Source organism: Williamsia sp. Y721 (assembly GCF_059683565.1).
On the sequence record NZ_JCASNH010000001.1, the window covers coordinates 409,099 to 429,738 of the forward strand.

Annotated in this window: 3 protein-coding genes; all 3 read left to right on the plus strand. The window is 66.1% G+C overall.

All coding sequences use genetic code 11. From position 1 onward, the window contains the following. The first annotated feature begins 16 nt into the window (after positions 1-16). From AC56PL_RS01850 to AC56PL_RS01860, 3 genes are read left to right on the plus strand one after another with little or no spacing between them, the layout of a single operon-like run. Entirely contained in the window at positions 17-17,863 is a 17,847-nt protein-coding gene (locus AC56PL_RS01850) for an amino acid adenylation domain-containing protein (protein WP_497153547.1), read from the plus strand. Further along, complete coding sequence (locus tag AC56PL_RS01855; RefSeq protein ID WP_497152850.1) at positions 17,860-19,647, plus strand: DUF4012 domain-containing protein; 1,788 nt, start codon at positions 17,860-17,862, stop codon at positions 19,645-19,647. Before AC56PL_RS01850 ends, AC56PL_RS01855 begins: the two co-directional genes overlap by 4 nt. Further along, positions 19,640-20,575, plus strand: a complete 936-nt coding sequence (locus tag AC56PL_RS01860; RefSeq protein WP_497152851.1) for an ATP-binding cassette domain-containing protein — start codon at positions 19,640-19,642, stop codon at positions 20,573-20,575. The genes AC56PL_RS01855 and AC56PL_RS01860 overlap by 8 nt, the downstream gene beginning before the upstream one ends. Positions 20,576-20,640: the final 65 nt, after the last annotated feature.

The following is a 20,640-nucleotide window of genomic DNA, read 5'->3' on the forward strand; positions in this document are numbered from 1 at the left end:
GGAGTGGGTCGTGGGCATGGTGGTTCGTCAGCCGTTGACCCGTGCACAGCAAGCGCTGTGGGCGGTTCAGCAGGCGATGCCACTGTGCCCGATCAACATTGCCGAATACATCGAACTGACCGGGTTCGTCGATGTTGAACTTCTCCGTACGGTCGCCCAGGAGGTCGGCCGGCAGACCGGGGTCGCTTTTACCCGTTTTGAGCACACCGACAACGGTGTCGAGCAGGTCATCGACCGCGACCTGAGTGATCACATCACCGTGAAAGACCTTCGTGGTGAGCCGAACCCGATGGCGGTCGCGCAGCAGTGGATGCGGGCTGACTACACCCGGCCGGTCGATTTGTTCGTTGATCGCCTGATGGCATCGGCGATTCTTCAAGTCGCCGATGACACGTGGTTGTTCTACCAACGTGGACACCACCTGGTCTTCGATGGGTCCAGCGCGTTTTCGATGTTGGAGATAGTCGCCGGCACCTACGGGCGGCGCTTTGCCGAGGGCATGGGTGAACCTGTTCCGTCGAGGGATCTGGCTGGACTGGCTCAGACAGACCTCGACTACGAATCTTCACCGCGGTACCAGAAGGACCGCGAGTACTGGCGTCAACAGGTGGCCCAGCTCGCGCCTCCGGTCACGTTGTCGCACCGCGCCGGCCCGCCGGAAGCCGGGCCGCTGCGTGTCTCCGGGATTGTTCCCCGTGAAACGGTGACCGCGTTGAAGCGCGCCGAGACGTCGCTCCGGACAACGTTGCCGGTGATTGTTGCCGCAGCAGCCGCTGGATATCTTGCGCGCATAACCGGGCGGGACGAGGTCGCGCTGAGCTTGCCGGTGGCCGCACGCACCACCGCGTTGCTTCGCAAGAGTTTCAGCACGGTCTCCAATGTTGTGCCACTGCCGACCGGGATCGGCGCCGGTACCACCGTCGCGGCTGCGGTCGGTTCGACGCAGGGCGCGATGATGGGTGCCCTTCGGCACCAGCGCTTCCGGTTCGAAGACATGCTCGACCTGATGCCTGGCGACAACCCGCCACTGGCCGGTCGAGAGTTCGCCGGACCACTGCTGAACTTGATGCTCACCGTGGACGCGCTGCAATTCGGTGACGCCGCCGGGTCACTGCACCTCCTGTCGACGAGCGCGGTCGACGACCTCGCCATCAACCTGTACCGCACCGGAAACCCGAGCGAGCCTGACGAATTCAGGTTTGACCTCGAAGCGAACCCGAACCGGTACAGCGATGAAGAGATTCGCGGTCACCACACGCGACTCCTGAACTTCGTGGCGACAGTCGCTGACGCCGCGCTGCGCGAGTCGACTCAAACTTTCGACGATCTTGCGCTGATGGCGCCGGACGAACTCCGACGCGTGCCGATCACGGCGCAGCCGGTCCCGGCCCCCGCAACACTTCGCGAACTTCTCGACACCGCCGCCGGCCGCTACGCAGACCAGTCCGCAGTCCACGCCGGATCGGCACACTGGACCTACGCGGAACTGGCGTCGCGATCACGGCAGTTGGCCAACCACCTCAAGGCGCGCGGCGCAGTACCGGGCACCACCGTGGCCATCGCCACGGGGCGCGGACTCGATCAACTGCTCGCATTCTGGGCCGTGGCACAGACCGGTGCGACGATCATGCAGATCGACCCTGCGCACCCGCGTGAACGAATCAAAACCATACTTGCGCAGTCTGATCCGGTCGTGGTCCTCACGACCATCGGGGGCGTTGAGCCGGAACCCGGCGAACACTGGTTGGATCTGTCCTGTATCGAACTCGCCGGTACGCCGGACGCACCGGTCGATCTGGAGCGGCCGTTGTCCGTCGACGACGTCGCCTACGTCGTCTACACCTCCGGCTCGACCGGAACCCCCAAAGGCGTGCAGGTCACCCACCGTGGCCTGGCCGCCCTGATGGAGCAGCAACGCCTACTGGGGGTCGATGAGTGGTCGCGGGTTTCAGGACTGGCATCCCCGGCCTTTGACGCCTCGGTCTTCGAGATCCTGCTGGCGGCGTCCGGCGGTGGGGCACTGTGCCCGGCGCCGGCAGATGTGGTCGCAGGCACCGAACTCGCCAACTTCCTTGTGTCCGTCTCGATCACGCACACAGTGATCACCCCCAGTGTGTTGGGCACGATGGATCCCAAACAACTGCCCGCGGCCGTGTGCAGCACGCTGATGCTGGCCGGTGAGGCCTGTCCGCCCGACGTCGTCCGTCGTTGGGGGAGTGGCCGCGATGTGTTCAACCTCTACGGCCCAGCCGAATCCACGATCATGGCGACGGCAACGGCCCCTCTGGCATCCGGCGACCATCGGCCCGCGATCGGTACGCCGATCGCTGGGATGACGTGCTTTGTCCTCGATCACCGGCTGCGTCCGGTGCCGGCCGGCGTGGTGGGCGACCTCTATTTGGCTGGGCCCGCACTGGCCCGCGGCTATGCGCACCAGTCGTCGCTCACAGCAACGGCATTCGTGGCAAACCCGTGGACACCAACTGCGCGGATGTATCGGACCGGCGACCGTGTTCGCTGGGACGAGACGTTCTCGCAGCTTCACTATCTCGGGCGTAGTGACGATCAGGTCCAGGTTCGTGGAGTGCGCGTGGAACCGGGCGAGATCTCCATGGCCGCCCTGACCCATCCCGATGTCAAGCAAGCAGCCGCGGTGGTCGTCGACACCGGCCGCGGGGCTCAACTGGTTCTCTACATCGTCACCACCACCACCGATGATCGGCGGTTGCCCAAGCGTGTCCGCAACCACATCGCCTCCCGGCTTCCGACGTCGATGTGGCCGGCACACATTGTGGTCCTCGATGCTCTTCCGGTCACCACCACCGGGAAGTTGGATCGGAATGCCCTTCCGCACCCCGACTTCGCGCAGATCAGTCCGCATCGCCCGGCCGAGACGCAGACCGAAAAGGCACTTGCACAAGCGATCTCCGATGTGCTGAACATCTCGGACCCATCCATGTACGACGATGTGCTGGCGCTGGGTGGCTCATCACTCGACGCCACCCGCATCGCAGCACGGATCAGAGAACTCACCGGTCGGTCCCTCGGCCTCCGGGACGTTCTCCAAGCCGCAGACCTCGCCGAACTGGCCGAGATCATCGACCGCAACGCCATGGAGACAGCTCAGATCCGCAGTTCGACGGCGAGGCCCGCCCGCCCGGCGGCCACCGCAGGTCAGGTGTCGCTCATCCTCGCGGATCGATTGCAGCCTGGATCCACCGCCAACCACCTTGGCGCCGACGTAGATCTGCGAGGACCACTGGACCGCAGCGCCTTCACCGCCGCGGTCACCGATGTGGTCGATCGGCACGAAGCGTTGCGCACCATCATTCGGATGGAGAGCGACGGTACCGCCTGGCAAGACGTGGTCGATCCCCGAGATGCTCTGGCTCCGATCGGTTTCGACTCGAACGATGGCTCCGCGGACCACTCGGACGATCTGATCGACCCGACTGTCCGCCCACCGCTGATCGTGCAGTTGACGACACTGGCACCGGAGATGCACCGGTTGTCGGTTCGTACCCACCATGCCGCGGTGGACGGTTGGTCGCTTGGTGTCCTGACGGCTGATCTCGCAACCGCGTACCGTGCCCGCCTCGAGGGAACGGCGCCGACGTGGGCGCCGACGACCCAGTACATCGACGCGACCCTCGACAGTGGTGTCGGCCCGGAAGTCGTTGCCGCGCAGCTCGCGCTGTGGAAGCAGCACCTGGCGGATCTGGCACCCCGCCCGGAACTACCCGCCGACTTGGCCACCGCGGACATCAGGGATGTCGCTCCGGCCGCCGTGGTGCGGCGCACCCTTGGCGCATCGATGTCCTCTCTCCTGGCCGCGGCTGCCGCCGAACGAGGTGTCAGCACTTTCGCATGGCTGCACGCCTGCCTCGCCGTGACCATTGCGCGCTACACCGGTGCCGACGACTTCGTGATCGTGGTCCCACAGGCCGGGCGCTCGGGATCACATCTCGACAACGCCGTCGGGATGTACGTCAATCCGGTGGCAGTCCGGTCGCGCAACGCCTTTGCGGGAACGTTCGAGGACGTCCTCGCCCAGTCTGCCGATGCGATCGGTTTTGCACTGAATTCTGCGGACGTCCCGCTCGGTGCGGTTGCGTCGGCGGTGGAACCGCGGCGCAACATCACCACAACGCCGTTGTCCGACATCCTTCTGACCTACCAGAATCATCCACTCGGGCAATGGAATATCGATGGTCTCCAGATCGAGGTCCATCCTCGCGAGGCCACGCACGCCCGGGTCGCGTTGCAATGGATCGTCGACGAGACCGCCGATGGACTGCGTATCGAGTTGACGTACCGCAGCGACCGGTTCAGTGCACCCATGGCCGCAGCTCTCTGCCACGCGTATGTGACCGCCATCGCCCAGTCGGTGGTGGAGCCGAGTGCCGCTCCTGCGCAACTTGTTCCAGGGCAGCAGGCGCCCCTTCCTGCCGTGGCCACGCCGGCCGGAACACTGGTGCACCGGATCCTGGGTGTGTCCGAGGCGACCCCTGATGCGCCGGCACTGGTCTTCGGGGACGAGACATACACGTATCGCAGGCTCGTCGACGACGCGCGGACGCTGGCGGCCGACCTGGTGCATGCCGGTGTCCGCCGCGGTGACCTCGTGGCCGTCGCCTTGCCGCGCAATGCCAGGGCGCTTGTCGCCCAATTCGCGGTGATGTGGGCGGGCGCGGCATACGTGCCGGTCGATCCCGACTACCCAGAGCAGCGCATCCTGGCCATCCTCGAGGATGCGCAACCGAGCGCTGTGTTGGCGGATTCGACTACACGTCACCGTATTCCGGAAGAACTGCGGATCATCGATGTCGACGCTCGGGACCATGCCGGGGCCAAGTCACCTGATCTCGACGGTCTCACCGCCGCCGACGGGGCCTACGTCATCTTCACCTCCGGTTCCACCGGTCGGCCCAAAGGCGTTGCCGTCACGCATGGCAACGCACTCGCGCTGCTGGACGCGTGCGAGCAGAGTTACCGGTTCACGGCCGGTGACGTGTTCAGCTGCACCCACTCCACCGCATTCGACGTCTCCGTCTTCGAGATCTTCGCGGCCTGGACATCGGGCGCACAGGTGGTCTTGATCGGCCATCTGGAAGTCCGCGATCCGCAGGCGCTCTGGCCACTACTCCGTCGTCACGGTGTCACGATCTTGTCGCAGACACCGTCGGCGTTCTATCCATTGGCGGCGGTGGCCGTCCGTGACGGAGATCCCGGGCGGTTACGGGCCGTGATCTTCGCCGGCGAGGCGCTGCGTCCGGACCGATTGATGGACTGGCGCAACATCTTTGGTGACCGCGTGCTGTTGTCGAACATGTACGGGATCACCGAGACCACCGTGCATCTGACCGTGGGTGCGGTCACCCCGACGGATCCGCGCTCGCTGATCGGTGTACCACTGGCGGGCTCCTCGCTGCTGGTCCTGGATCGTCATCTGCAACCCGCGCCGGCCGGTGTGTGGGGTGAGCTTTACGCGTGCGGGCCGCAGGTCACCCGCGGATACGTCGGCAGGCCAGGACTGACCGCGCAACGATTTGTCGCCTGCCCGTCCGGCATCGGTGGTGGGCGGATGTACCGGAGCGGTGACGTGGTCCGGCGGACCGTCGAAGGGCATCTCGAATACCGTGGGCGCTCTGACCGACAGGTTCAGGTCCGGGGACACCGGGTGGAACCCGGCGACATCGCTGCCGCGCTGCAGACGATTGCGGAGGTGGCCGAGTCCGAGGTGGTCATCCGCAACACCGAGTCGGCGGGCGGTGGAGACATCGTCGGCTACGTCCGTCTCCACGACGACCTGCCGGCCGACCAACGTCCGGGCGAAGAGCATCTGCGGACGATGGCCCAGCGGCTGCTGCCGGCATACCTCGTGCCCGCGCGCATCGTTGTGGTTCCGCAATGGCCGTTGAACGCCTCTGGCAAACGCGATATCTCGGCGCTGCCGGAGCCGACGATCCGCGGTGCCGCAGTGGTTGCCGGCGCCGGCGATATCGACTCACCGGTCCGCGCCGTTGTGGCCGAAGTGCTGGCCGTCGACGCCGACACGATCAACCCGAACGTCGGCTTGTTCGACCTCGGCGCAAACTCCTTGTCCGCCATGCACATCGCCTTGCTGCTCACCGAGCGCACCGGACGCGATGTCAGCGTTCGCATGGTGGCCGGTGCGGCGAACATCTCCGATCTGCAGGCCGCCGTGGACGCGGCCCCGCTGAACACGGGCGGCTCAGTACCCGGCGGCAACACAGCGCCGCCGCCACCGACACCTCAGCAACGGGCACTGTGGGTGCTCAGTCGGATCGACGCGAGCAGTGCCGTCTACCATCTGCCCGCGGTGATCGAACTCCCGGCAGAGGCAACACCGCGCGCGGCAGTCGACGCATTGATGGATGTGGTCGCGCGCCACGAAGTGTTGCGCACGGTTTTGAACGATCACGGCGGACTCCCGCAGCCGCAGCTGTTGCCGCTCGACGAGATCCGAAATCGTCTGGCCGGCATGCTGACACCGCGTCCGCTGCCCGAATCGCACGCCGAGGCGAACCTGACGTCGGAGGCACGTAGGCCGTTCGATCTGACCGCAGACCTCCCTTGGCGTGGCGATCTGTTCGAGCCGACCAGTCCCGAATCCGGGCTTCGGCTACTGCTCGTCGCCCATCACGTCGCGGTCGACGGCTGGTCGATGACGGTCCTGGCGCAGGATTTCGGCCGGGCCTTGGAAGCTCGGATCGCGGGCACCGCACCACTCTGGTCGGCGCCGGCCGCACAGTACCGCGACCACGCATGGCGAACGATGCGATTGATGGGGACGCAGGAGCGGTCGACCGCGCGCCGTGACCAGGTGCTGGAGCACTGGTCAAAGGTGCTCGACGGTGCCCCTATCCATCTGCCTTTGCCGTTCCAGGTGCATCAGGGTCAGGTCCCACTGGGACCCGAGCCTGCAGACTATCTCGACGTTGTCGTGCCGATCCAGACGCGAATGGCGCTGCAGCACTTGGCTGTCGGTGAAGGTGCAAGCGTCTTCCATGTAATGCACGCTGCGCTGGCGGCCACGATCGGCCAGTTCACCGGTACCGACGACATCATCATCGGGACACCCACCGCCGGCCGCACCACCGAAATGCTGTCGGCGGTCGGAATGTTCGTCCAGACCGTGCTGCTGCGCACCGATGCGCGTCCTGCGGCTTCTCTGCGTGCTGCCATCAATGCCAGCCATCAGGTGGTCGCCGACGCGGTGGACCACGCCGACGTCGCCTTCGAAGAGGTCAAAGAACAACTGGCGCCGCCGCAGTCGCTCGGTTCGGACGCCTACCTGGACGTGCTGGTCGCGTATCAGCTCGCGCCCGAAATCCCGGCCGGGCGAGACTTGGCGGTCACACCGATCAGAATCGGCCAGGCCCGCGTTCCGCTCGAGTTCACGATCACCGACCACGGTGACGATGCGCCCATGGAGGTCACGCTCAGCTACGGTCTGTGGCACGTGGCTCCGGCGATGGCGCAGCGGTTGGCAGGCGCCTTCATCCGGACGGTCGAAGCGATGGCAGGAGCAGCCGATCCGGCCGCGGTGACAATGCACCAACTGACCGCACCGCGAACCACCGAATTGGCCGATGCCCAGGTATCGACCGAGATGCCGGTGGCCGGCGACTTCGTGGATGTCGCCGAAAGCATTGTGTTGCAAACCGATGTGACGCCCGATGCGGTCGCGATCGTCGACGCTCATGGCAGCACAACCTATGCCGAGCTGATCGAGCAGGCCTGCGCTGTTGCGGGCGAGCTCGGCTCCCGGGGTGTGGGTCGCGGAGACCTCGTCGCGGTGATGGCGGACCGCAACCGCGACACCATCGTGGCGATGGTCGGTGTCTTACTGGTGGGTGCCGGTTATGTGCCGGTCGATCCCAACTACCCGGCGGAGCGGATCTCGACAATCCTGGGCGACTCGGATCCGGTGGCCGTCATCGGGCAGGCCCGGCACGCATCGATCACTTCCGAGCTCAGCGGCATCATCGACATCACTGCAGTCGCGCCGTCCGAGGACGCGATGCGCGAGCTCCAGGATCGGGATTCGGCACCGCTGCCACACGATCCGGCGTACGTCATCTACACCTCTGGGTCCACGGGTAAACCAAAGGGCGTCATGGTGACCCGATCCAACATGACGAACCTGCTGCAGTCGGCGCTGTCGACGATCGATGCTGCCCGGGGCGATGTGTGGACCTGGTTCCATTCGGCTGCATTCGACTTCTCGGTATGGGAAATCTTCGGGCCACTGACATCAGGCGGACAGGTTGTGGTGGTCGATCACGACACCGCGCGGGAACCCGCGGTCCTGGTCGACCTGCTGCGCCGCCATGGCGTGACGATCCTGAACCAGACCCCGACCGCGTTCTCGCGCCTGCTGCAACTGCCGGATGCGCCACTGCCCGAGTCCGTCCGACTGGTGCTCTTCGGCGGCGAAGCGCTCGATCCGAAGGCCCTGGCAGACTGGCACTCCGGACATCCGGATGTGCGTTTGGTGAACATGTACGGAATCACCGAGACGACGGTGCACGCGTCGGTGACAGACGTCGATGTGACGGATGCGCGCAGCCTGATCGGGTCCGCGCTGCCCGGCCTGGGACTGCTGGTTCTCGACCGGTATTTCCGGCCACAACCGGTGGGTGCCACCGGAGAGCTGTACGTCACCGGTCCCCAGGTCACCGCAGGGTACGCAAACATGCCGGGGCTGAGCGCCACCCGTTTTGTCGCAGCGCCATGGGGGCCGCCCGGGACCCGGATGTACCGGACCGGCGACCTTGCGCGCTGGGTAGATGAGACCAACCTCGAATACCTCGGCCGCAGCGATGCGCAGCTCAAGATTCGTGGTCACCGCTTCGAGCCCGGCGAGATCACCGCGGTCCTACGGGCCCAGCCGGGTGTCTCCGACGCAAAGGTGGTCCTACACAACCGCGATCGCGCCGGCGACGAGGTGTTGATCGGCTACGTCATGGTCGACTCCGACGACGTCTCCCGGGCCGGGCTCCGGGCGGCCTGCGCCGCGGTCCTGCCGGCCCACCTCGTTCCGGCGCAGGTGCAGATCGTCGACGATTGGCCGACAACGTCGACCGGCAAACTGGACGTCGCCCGCCTGCCCGCGCTCACCACGACCGAGGTCAGGTTGCCTCTGCGGGGCGCCGAGGTCGGTGTCGCGGCTGCTGTCGCGCAGGTGCTCGACATCCCGGTGACCGTCATCGGCCCGGATTCCAACTTTTTTGAATTGGGCGGCAATTCGCTGTCGGCGGCGAGGCTTTCGGCAGCGATCAGCGCCGTGACCGGTTCTGACCTCCCCGTTCGCGCGATCTTCGAACGTCCGACGATCGCCCTTCTGGCAACAGCTGTCGACGATGCCGGTGCTCACGCTTCCGAGCTCCCGATGGTGCACCCCGTGGCCCGGCCAAGACCAGAACGGCTGCCGCTGACACCTCAGCAGCAGGCCCTCTGGTTGCACTGGCAGGTCGCCCCGGATCGCACCGACTACAACCTCGGCGGATTGATCTCGGTCGAGGATATTCCCGCCGACCGGGTCGAGGCCCTGGTGCGCTCGATGATCTCCCGGCACGAGGCGCTGCGTACCAGCTTCCCGGCGGATCAAGACGGTCCCTGGCAACAGCTCTGGGAGTCCGGTTCGATCGAGCTGGACCTTGCCACGCAGGTGGTCGCCGATCCGATCGCAGCGTTGTCCGAGCTGGACCGGCCATTCGATCTCGCTGTGGAACTACCTTGGCGGGTCGCGTTGTTCGAGTCGCCGATGCACGGAATGCAACTCGCCGCGGTTGTTCATCACATCGCGGTCGACGGTGAATCGATCCGGATCCTGCAGCACGAGGCAGCCCGCATCGGTGCCGGAATTCCACTGGTGTCGCAGACGCTCGGATACAGCGACTACGCGATCTGGTCCAATGATGTACTCGCGCACAACGGTGAGATCTTGCGCCGTTACTGGGAAGGCGTGTTCGCCGAACCGGTGGCCAGGCCGAAGTTGCCGGGTCTGCGGCCGGAGTCGGGCGACCCCGGACCCAGCTCGACCGCCGAGATCACCGTTGATCAGGCGAGGTACTGGCAACTGCGCGAGCAGGCGCAGGCACACCACAGTTCACCATTCATGGTGATCCACGCTGCGTTGGCGGTCCTGCTCTCCAGGCTCGGCGACGAACCGGATGTGGTCATCGGTACCGTCGCCGCCGGCCGGGACGTCCCCGACTTCGTCCGCACGGTCGGCATGCTTGCGCGAACGGTTCTGTTGCGCACGGCCATCGACATCGAGAAGCCCTTCTCGGCGATCCTGCGTCAGGTCACCCGCACCGATCTCGACAGTTTTGCGCACGCCGCGTATCCCGCCGACGCAGTTGCCGCGCTGGCCGATCCCGATCACGTCCGAGGCTCCGGTCCGGTCGTCGACGTGTTCCTGGCCGATCTGGGTGAGGCACCCGATGAGGTGCTGCGCAGTGGAACCGAGGAGCCACAGTCGCGTTTCGGCTTGGATCTGATGATCGTCGAGGTTGACGGAACCCTGCAGATCCGGCTTGCGTACGCGACCGCGCGCATGGATGCCGCCGACGCCGAACTGTTCATGGACCGCCTCGCGGACCTTCTGTTTGCGGTACTCGATGACCCGGATTTGTCGCCGGCCCGCCACCTGGTCGGAACCGTGGATGAGTTCGAGCAAGTACCCGCGAACGTGAGCGGCACCACCCTGCCGGAACTGTTGCAGCGCAACGTATCTTGCGACCCAACCGCCATCGCATGTGAGGACGATGACTGGCTGCTGAGTTACCGGGATCTGGACTCGGCCAGCACTGCGGCGGCAAGGGCGCTGATCGCACGCGGCATGGGGCCCGGTGATGTGGTGGCGATCTGTGCGGCGCGGTCGATGTGGTCGGTGATCGCCACGTGGGCGATCGCCAAGACCGGCGCAGCCTTCGTCACCCTCGGCGTCGGCGACCCGGCGAGCCGCCAAACTGCCATGGCTGCCGCGTCCGGGGCAACACTCGGCGTGCACGGACCGCAGGAGCGACCATCGCTCGACATCGACTGGCTCGATCTGGCGGAGATCGTTGCGACAACGGCTGGTTCGGCCGGGCCGCTGCCATTCGATGCCGGTGAGCGGGTGCGTCCGATCATGTCCACGGACGTGGCCTACATCATCTTCACCTCGGGATCGACCGGAGAACCGAAGGGCGTCAGCGTCACTCACGCCGGGCTTCCGGCCTTGGTCGATGCCGTGGTCGAACACACCGGTCTGACGCCGTCGAGTCGGGTGTTGCACAACTACGCCACCGGCTTCGACGCGCATCTGATCGAACTCATCCCCGCCTTCGCCATCGGGGCGACCGTTGTTGTCTGTCCGCCTGAGATCATCGGTGGCAGCGAACTCGGTGACCTGCTCGAACATAAGTCGATCAGCACCTTCTTCTCGACACCGGCGGTGATGGCAACCATCGACCCGGAGCACATCACCGCCGTGAGAGTTGTTGCCACCGGCGGAGAATCGCTGTCTGCGGCAGTTGCACAGCGCTGGGCGCCCGGGCGCCGGATCGTCAACTTCTACGGCCCCACCGAGGCGACGATCGCGGTGACCGTCAACCCATCCGTCGTTGCGGACGCGGTGATCCCGATCGGCCGATCGATGGCCGCGGCCACCGCCTACGTTCTCGACAGTAGATTGCGGCCAGTTCCGCGCGGTGTTGTCGGCGAACTGTATCTGGCGGGCGCAGCCCTGGCCCGCGGTTACGTGGGGGCGGGCGCGATGACCGCCGGTCGGTTCGTCGCGAACCCGTTCGGAGTCCTCGGTTCACGGATGTACCGAACCGGCGACCTGGTGCACCGCAATGCGTCCGGTGAGATCGTCGTACATGGGCGCAGCGACGAGCAGATCAAGATCCGCGGTATTCGTCTGGAACCGACCGAGATCGATGCGGCCCTGATGTCTCTGCCCGGGGTCGAACGCGCCACAACCGGGATCTCGTCGGTTGGCGCGCAGCCGGTGCTGGCGTCGTGGCTGATCGCCGACCCCGACCACCCCTGTGACGTCCAGGATGTGCGCGAGGGATTGCGGAAGATCCTGCCTGCCACCCATATACCCACCTACATCACGGTTGTCGATCACTTCCCGATGACGCCGAGTGGCAAGCTCGATCGGCGGGCCCTCCCGACACCGGCTCCGGCAGATCACGCGCTCACGCCACCGCAGACACCGACCGAGGTGCTCGTCGCGGCGGTGTGGGCCGAGGTCCTGGAGCTGTCGGCGACCACGATCGGACGGCAGAGCGAATTCTTCGCGGCCGGGGGCACCTCGCTGTCGGCCAGTCGGGTGGCAGGAAGATTGCGGCAACAGACCCGCCGCGATGTGACCGTCCGGCAGGTGCTCGACTCACGAACTCTCGCCGACCTCGCCGGCGCCATCGACCTCTTACCGGTTGTGCTGCCGGATGACGAGGCGCCACAGCACCTGCGGGCACCCGCCGATCTCGGCTTGGCCTTTCCGCAGCAACGGCTTTGGGTGCTCAACCGGATCGACCCGACTTCGACTGCCTACCTGATCCCGCTGGTGCTGCGACTCGAAGGTGATATCGACACCGCGCGTCTGGCCGACGCGGTCACCGCGATCCAGCGCAAACATGGCAGCCTGCGCACCACGTATCCGCAAACTCCGCTGGGGCCAAGGCAGCTCATCGGGGATTCGGCGCGCGTGGTGGCCCCATCGGTGCGCCAGGTGCTCGCAGCGGATGTTCCGCAGCGGATCATCGATCTGGTCACCGCACCGTTCGATCTCACCGCCGAACCAGGTTTCCGAGCCGAGATACTGGTCAGCGGGCAGGAAGAGGCCTGGCTGGTCATCACCCTGCACCACGTCGCCGCCGATGGGTGGTCGATGCCGCTGCTGGTCACCGACCTCGTCGATTCGTACGTGGGAAATGCCGGTGCCACTGTGGAATTGACGTATGCCGACTTCGCCCAGTGGCAGAGTGCTCGGCTGGGTGAGCCGTCCGATCCCACCAGTCGGTATGCGACGCAGATCGCGTTCTGGCAGCGGGAACTCTCGGGCGTCACCGGACCGGTTCGTCTGCCCGGCCGGATATCTGACAACGCGGCGCAAGGAACCGGGGGAGCGGTCCACGCTTCGATCGATGCGGCGACGCTCGGGAACCTCACCGGCGTTGGGCAGTCGGAATCGGCCACGCTGTTCCACGTTGCGCACACTGCTCTGACCGCGCTGCTCGCACAGCGCACCGGCGATCGTGACCTGGTTATCGGAGTCCCCGTGCTCGGGCGCGACGACCCGGCCTGGGAGTCGGTGGTGGGAATGTTTGTCAACACCCTGCCGCTGCGAACAGCCATCGACCTCGACGTGCCCGTCCGGGAGGCGTTGCGCCGAGTGCGGAACACCGACCTGACGGCGCATGTGCACGCCGATGTGCCCTATGACGCGGTGGCCCGCGCTGTCTCCACCGGAACTGATGCAGCGGGCACGGATCCGCTGATCTCCGTTCTCCTGGTGCATCAGGAAGCCCTCGGCGGCCTGCCGATCGGTGGGCTGTCGTTGCCCGGTGTGAATGTTGAAATCGTGTCGGACACAGCAGGTCTGGTCGCACCGAAGTACGACATCGAGGTGGTGCTGGCGTCCGGTTCCGATGGGGGACTCGACATCACCCTGGTACACGGCCCGGCGATACCCGAGGAACTGGCCACCGGACTCATCTCCGAGTATCGGGAGCTGTTGTGCGCGATCAGCATCGCGCCGGATCAACCGTTCCCGATACTGCACACAGTTGTGACCAGCACCGAGGGCGGTAGTGGTGGAGTCGTCGAAGGGGAGGTCATCGCGGCTGCGCCGAGTACGGCTGTGCCCGTCGATGCGAACCCGGAGCTCGAATGGATTGTCACCACGGCAATGGCGACGGTGCTCGACGTCCCCGTCGAGTCCATCGGGCGGCACGAGAGCTTCTTCGACCTCGGTGGTAGCTCGCTGTCGGCCACACAAGTTGTTGCCATCATCGGGGAGGCGACGGCCACCGCTGTGCCGGTGCGGCATGTGTTCGCTGCGCCGTCTCCGGCAGCCCTGGCCGCACTCCTGGCCGGCGCGGAAGATGCCGACGCCGAACAACTTCCACCACTGACGGGTCCGGGTGCACCGCCGAACGTGGGTGCGGTCCCGCTCTCGCCGGCGCAGAACCGACTGTGGTTGGTGCAACAGATACTGCCCGAGCGCCCGCTCTATGCGGTGCCGGTGATGGTCGGCGTACCGCCGGGTGCGGATGCCCATGGCGCCTGGCGAGCGGTGGCGCAGAGGCACGCACCTCTGCGCACGTTCTACCCCGAGGTGGACGGCGTGCCGGTGCAGGTGACGCTCGAGGAAACCCCGGAGGTTGTCGAACTCGGTGACCGTGAGGTGACCGAGGTTGTCGGGACCCTGCTCGCGACGCCGTTCGAGCTGACATCGTCGGTACCGGTGCGGGTGGCTCTGGTCGAGCAATCCGGCTATCGATTCCTGGTGATCGTGGCCCATCACATCGCGATGGACGGCCAGTCGGCCGCGGTCCTGAGTCGTGACCTCGACGCGGTGATGGCGGGAGAAACGTTGTCGCCGTTGCCGGTCGACTACGGGCAGGTCGCGCGATGGCAGAACTTGGTCGCCGGCACGCGCCGTGAGGCGATGCTGAAGTTCTGGGAGCAGACGTTGACCGGTTACCCGGGAACCCTGGAAATGCCCGACTGCGCACCCCGTGATCCACAGCGTTCCCTGGCCACCGCTACGGTCTCTGTCCCGGTCGAAGAAGACATCGCCGACGAGGTCTCCCGGACCGCCCGCCGACTCGGGGTCAGCGAGTTCCACGTCTATCACGCGGCACTGGCTCTCACGCTCTCGATCGCCTGCGGCACCGACGATGTCGCGGTCGGCACCCCGGTGTCGCTGCGACGGCATCCGGAGACCGCAGACATGATCGGTATGTTCGTCTCGACGGTGGCACTGCGGACAACGCTGCACACCGGGATGACCACTGCGGACCTGATCAACCTCGTCCGTGACACCGACCTGGCCGCACTGGATCACGCCCTGCTCCCGTTCGACGAGGTGGTCGCGCAACAGGATCCGATCCGGGAGATGGGTCGGCACCCGATCGTCCAGGTGACATTGGCGGTGAACGACGAACCCGGCGGGCAGGTCCCCGACGAACTGAGCCCCACGTCCGAGTTCGACCTCCAGGTGACGGTCGGCCGCGACGCCGCGATGTTCACCCATGCCAGCGCCCTGTACGACAAACGGGCCATCGAAACCCTGGCACTGCGCTGGAAAGTCGCTCTGCAACTTGTGGTCTCTGACGGCAACCCGTCACTCGAGACCGCCGACCTGCGGACCGAAGAAGAACGCGCCGGCCGCCTGCACCGCAGCACCAGTGGGCCCGCACTGACCCTCGGGCAGATGCTGCAGGCGTCGGTGCACCGTGACCCGAACGCGGTGGCCGTGGACGACGGGACCAGAACTCAGACTTACGCCGAACTCGACCGGTGGTCAGCGGCACTGGCGGCCGACCTGGCTGCGGCCGGGGTGCAAACCGGTGATCCGGTGGCAATGATGTTGCCGCGCAGCCTCGAATCGGTGGCGGCCTTCTGGGCGATCGCGCGTCTCGGCGCCGTCTACGTCCCCATCGATCCGCAGTATCCGGCCGAACGCATCGCGCGGATGCTGACGGCGAGCGGCGCCCAGGTGGCCATCGCATTCCGCAACGCACCGCAATACGCCCGCGCCATGATCGTGGTACCCGACCCGCAGACCCCCGCCCAGTCGGTGGTGGACTGGGTGACGGTGACCCCGGGCCATCCCGCCTACCTGTTGTTCACCTCGGGGACGACCGGCGTACCGAACGGTGTGGTGGTAGCTCACCGCGGACTGCGGAGTCTGCTGGAGCCCACGGTGTTCACAGCGGAACCGCAGGACCGGATCGCGCACATGGGCAGCCCCAGCTTCGACGTATCGATCATGGAAATGGTGTGGGCGTTCGGGTCCGGCGTGACACTCGCGGTGGTCCGGGCCGACGACGCCGGCGGCCGCAGTCTCACCGAGCAACTCCGGTGGCTCACCGTCGACCAGGCCATCATCACCCCCTCGGTCCTGGCCACCCTCGACGAGACCGCGTTGCCGCGGCTCCACACGATCTACGTCGGTGGTGAGGCCTGCCCGCCGGAACTGGTCTCCCGGTGGAGCGATGGCCACACCATGATCAACGGGTACGGTCCCACGGAGACAACGGTTATCGGAACCTCCCATGGACCCATGCAGGCGGATACCTCCACCATCATCGGTCGGGGCCTACCCGACATGAGGACCCATGTGCTCGACGCGCACCTGCGTCCGACACCGGACGGTGCGCTCGGGGAGCTGTACTTCACCGGTCCGGGGCTGGCCGTCGGCTACCACGGGGACACACCGCTGACGGCTTCGCGCTTTGTCGCCGCCGCGGACGGCCAACGGATGTACCGCACCGGAGATCTGGTGCGTCGGTTGCAAAGTGGTGACCTCGAATACCACGGCCGGGCCGATCGTCAGGTCAAGATCCGCGGCCAGCGGATCGAGCTGGCCGAGGTCGACGCGGCTCTGGTGGCGGCCGGCGCCCGGACCGCGCTGACCGTGCTGCGCCCCGGACCCGCCGGCCCGGTTCTGGTTTCCTACGTGACCGTGCACGACGGTGTCGAGGCGACACCCGAGCACTTCCTGGATTCGCTCGTGGCGACGTTGCCGCATCACCTCGTCCCGGCGGCGATCGTGCCGATGGTCGAACTCCCGCGCACGCCCGTTGGCAAACTCGACACCGCTGCATTACCGGAACCGGTCTGGTCCGTGGCCGGGGGCGCACCGCGCACCGACACCGAGGCAGCTGTGGTCGAGGTGTTCCGGGAGGTCCTCGGCAACCCGGAGTTGGGGATCTACGACGATTTCTTCGCCGTTGGCGGTAACTCGCTGCTGTTGGCCGCAGCGGCCGCGGCGCTCACCACCCGTCTCGCCCGACCGGTACCGGCTGCGGTGCTGTTCGCGCAATCGACGCCGGCGGCGCTGGCCGCTGCCCTCGACGAGTATGTGAACATGACGGCCGGACTCGATGCGGTCGTGGAACTCTCGCCGGGTGGCGTGGGTACACCACTGTGGTGCATCCATCCGGTCAGCGGACTGGTTGGCGACTACCGGCCACTGGGGCAGGCACTGTCGGTCCCGGTCCGGGGCTTGCAGATGCCGGGCCTGGATGATCCCACGGCACCACACCTGCTCTCGATCGAGGCAATGGCCGCGCACCACGCCGAAACCATCCGCCGCTCGCAGGCCGCGGGCCCGTACCGACTGCTCGGGTGGTCGCTCGGGGCGGTCCTGGTCCACGAGGTGACCCGGCAACTGACGGCCGACGGTGAGACCGTCGAGTTGCTGGTGCTCCTCGACCCCCGGCTGGATCCCGGCACCGAGCGGGGCGCCGATATCGATGAGTCGCTCGAACGGTCGCTGCGTGCCATCGACCCCGAGCGGTTCGAGCAGTACCGGATACGCTGTGCCGAGTCGGTCGCCGCGGCGATCGCGTACCAGCCCAGGCCGGTCACGGCGGAGACGACCGTGTTTGTTGCCGCACAGGACAATCCGAACCCGGCGGAATGGCAGTCGCTGGTCACCGGACCGATGACCCTCGAAGAGGTGCCGGTGGTACACCACGCGATGGGCGCCCCTGATGCGATGGCAATGATTGCGGAACTGGTGAACCGCCATCTGCCGACGGATCGAGAATCAGACTCCGGCGAGACATCGCCGAACGACGAAGTGAGCAGGAGAACCAGTTGACGGACGTAGTACCGGAAGAGCCCACCGCCAAGCCGAAGTCGAGTCGACTTCGATGGTGGATCGGTGGCGGGCTTGCGGTCCTGGTGATCCTGGTGCTGGCCGGGCTGTACCTCGGTTACCTGGCGTTGAAGGCCAAGGACTCCATCGACTCGGCGCGTGGACACGTCACGACAGCGCAGCGCGCCTTCCTTGCCGGTGAAACGGACAAGGCCGCGACTTCGGCAGAAGCGGCCGTGAATGCCGCCGGGGCGGCGAAAGACGATGCGCACAACGTGGTCTGGTCGGCGGCAGCGGCGATCCCCTGGCTGGGTGACCCGCTGAAATCGGTACAGGAGATGACCGAGTCCGTGGATGCGCTTGCCACCGACGTGCTCGCTCCGACCATGCAGCTCTCCGATGTCATCAGCCCGGACAACCTCCGGACCCAGGACAGCGCGATCAACACCGCAGCGTTGGCGCAGGCACAGCCGGAGTTGGCCCTCATCGCTGATCGCGCCGAGTCGGTTCTGGCGGATGTGGAAGCCACCGACGGCACCTGGCTGGGCACGGTGTCCGATGCGCGCACGCAGTTGCTCGATCAGCTCACGGAGTCGGCCAGGTTCATCCGCGGAACCGACACCGCTGCCAGGCTGCTGCCGACGATGCTGGGTAGCGACGAGCAACGCAACTACTTCTTCGGATTCCAGACCCCGGCCGAATCGCGGGCGACGGGCGGTCTGCTCGGTGGTTACGGCGTGGTCAGTGCGCGAAACGGTCGTGTCGATGTCAACGATCTGGGCGCAAACACGGAGATCGGCGTGCCAGAGAAGCCTGTCGATCTCGGCGAGGAATACAACTACAACTACGGCATCAACCGGCCGTACTTCGATGTCCGGAACAGCAACATCAGTGCCCATTTCCCGTATGCAGCCCAGATCTGGATGTCCATGTGGGAGCAGGAATCCGGGACGCAGCTCGATGGTGCGGTTGCGATCGATCCGGTGGCGCTGAGCTACCTGCTCGATGCGTCCGGTCCGATCACCCTGGCCGACGGAGAGAAGGTCACCGGTGACAACGTCGTCGAGCTCACGTTGTCGACATCGTATGTGCGGTTCGCGGATGACAACGTCGCCCGCAAGGCGTACCTGCAGGAGATCGCGGGGCAGGCGGTCTCCAAGGTGGCAACGCTGCGGGGCAACTCATCGAAAGTGCTCGAGGCCCTTGGTCGTTCAGTGCACGAGCAACGAATCATGGTCTACAGCGCCGATGAAGGTGAGCAGCAACTGCTGACCGAGGCCGGGCTGGCCCACGAGGTCGCCGAAACCGCGGCGCCCTACGCGAATGTCCTGGTGGGCAACCTGTCCGGCAACAAGATCGACTACTACCTCGAGCGGGAGATCAGCTATCGGGCCGGGAGTTGCGACAGCGACCAGCGCACCTCCACAGTCGAGGTGAAGCTGACCAACGCAGTGACCGACATGAGCCTGCCGCCGTACGTGATCGGTAGCCTCGGCAATCCGCAGCTGAAACTACCGAACGGTACGAACTACTCAGCCGTCACGCTCTATGGCACCACCGGAGCCACCATCGACGGAGTCACTGTTGACGGACAAGCGATGATGTTCTCCACCGGCACCGAGCTCGGTCACCCGATAGCGACCGCGCAGGTCAAGATTCCGGCCGGTAAGACGGTGACCGTCTCCTACCAGCTGACCGAACCGACGTCTGCCGGTCCGGCCGTTGTTCCCGTGCAGCCGCTCGTCAACGATGCGGAGGTGCGCGTTGACGTCCCTACCTGTGAGTGAGAACGCAATCGAGGTCTCTGATCTGCGAATGCACTATCGAGGTGTGGACGCCCTCAAGGGGATCGACCTGGTGGTTCCGTCGGGCACCGTGATGGGTTTGCTGGGCCCGAACGGTGCAGGCAAGACCACCACGGTCCGGATCATCGGAACCCTGCTGCGGCCTACCAGTGGATCGGTACGCATCAACGGTGTCGACGGCCTGGCGCACGCTCATCGGGCGCGCAGCCTCATCGGCCTGTCCGGACAGAACGCGGCGGTCGACGACAATCTGACCGGCCTGGAGAACCTCGTGATGATCGGCAGGCTGTCCGGCCTCGGCCGGCGCAGGGCCGTGGTGAGGGCGCGAGAACTGTTGGAGCAATTCAACATTGTCAAAGCCGGTGCCCGCCGGGTTGGAACCTATTCCGGCGGTATGCGTCGACGGATCGATCTCGCCGGTGCCATCATCATCCGGCCGCCGGTGCTGTTGCTCGATGAGCCCACGGCGAGTCTGGATCCCATCAGCCGGACCGAATTGTGGTCGGAGGTACGCGATTTGGTCGGTTCAGGTACCAGTGTCCTGCTGACCACGCAGTATCTGGAAGAGGCCGATCAGCTGGCCGATGCGGTGACCGTCATCGTCGGGGGAGAAGTGGTGGCCCGCGGCACCCCCTCAGAGCTGAAGGCGACGCTGCGTACCGCGCAGGTTCGCCTGCACCTGTCGACCGCCGACAACGCAGTGTCCGCCCGTGAGATCGTTTCGCGGCTGGACGGCGCATCCGGCGTCGATGTCGAGGGAGCCACTCTGACGTTCTCGGCGGCCGACTCCGGACCCCAGATGGCCCGCGCGATCTCGATGTTGGCCACCGCGGGCATCGACGTCGACGACGCCGTGACCTCCGAACCGACATTGGACGATGTGTTCGTATCTCTGGCGGGCCGCTCGTGACCGAACTGCAGCCCGCGAATGAAACGAAGCCCGTGACCAGAATCCAGCCCTTGCCCGAGTCCCAG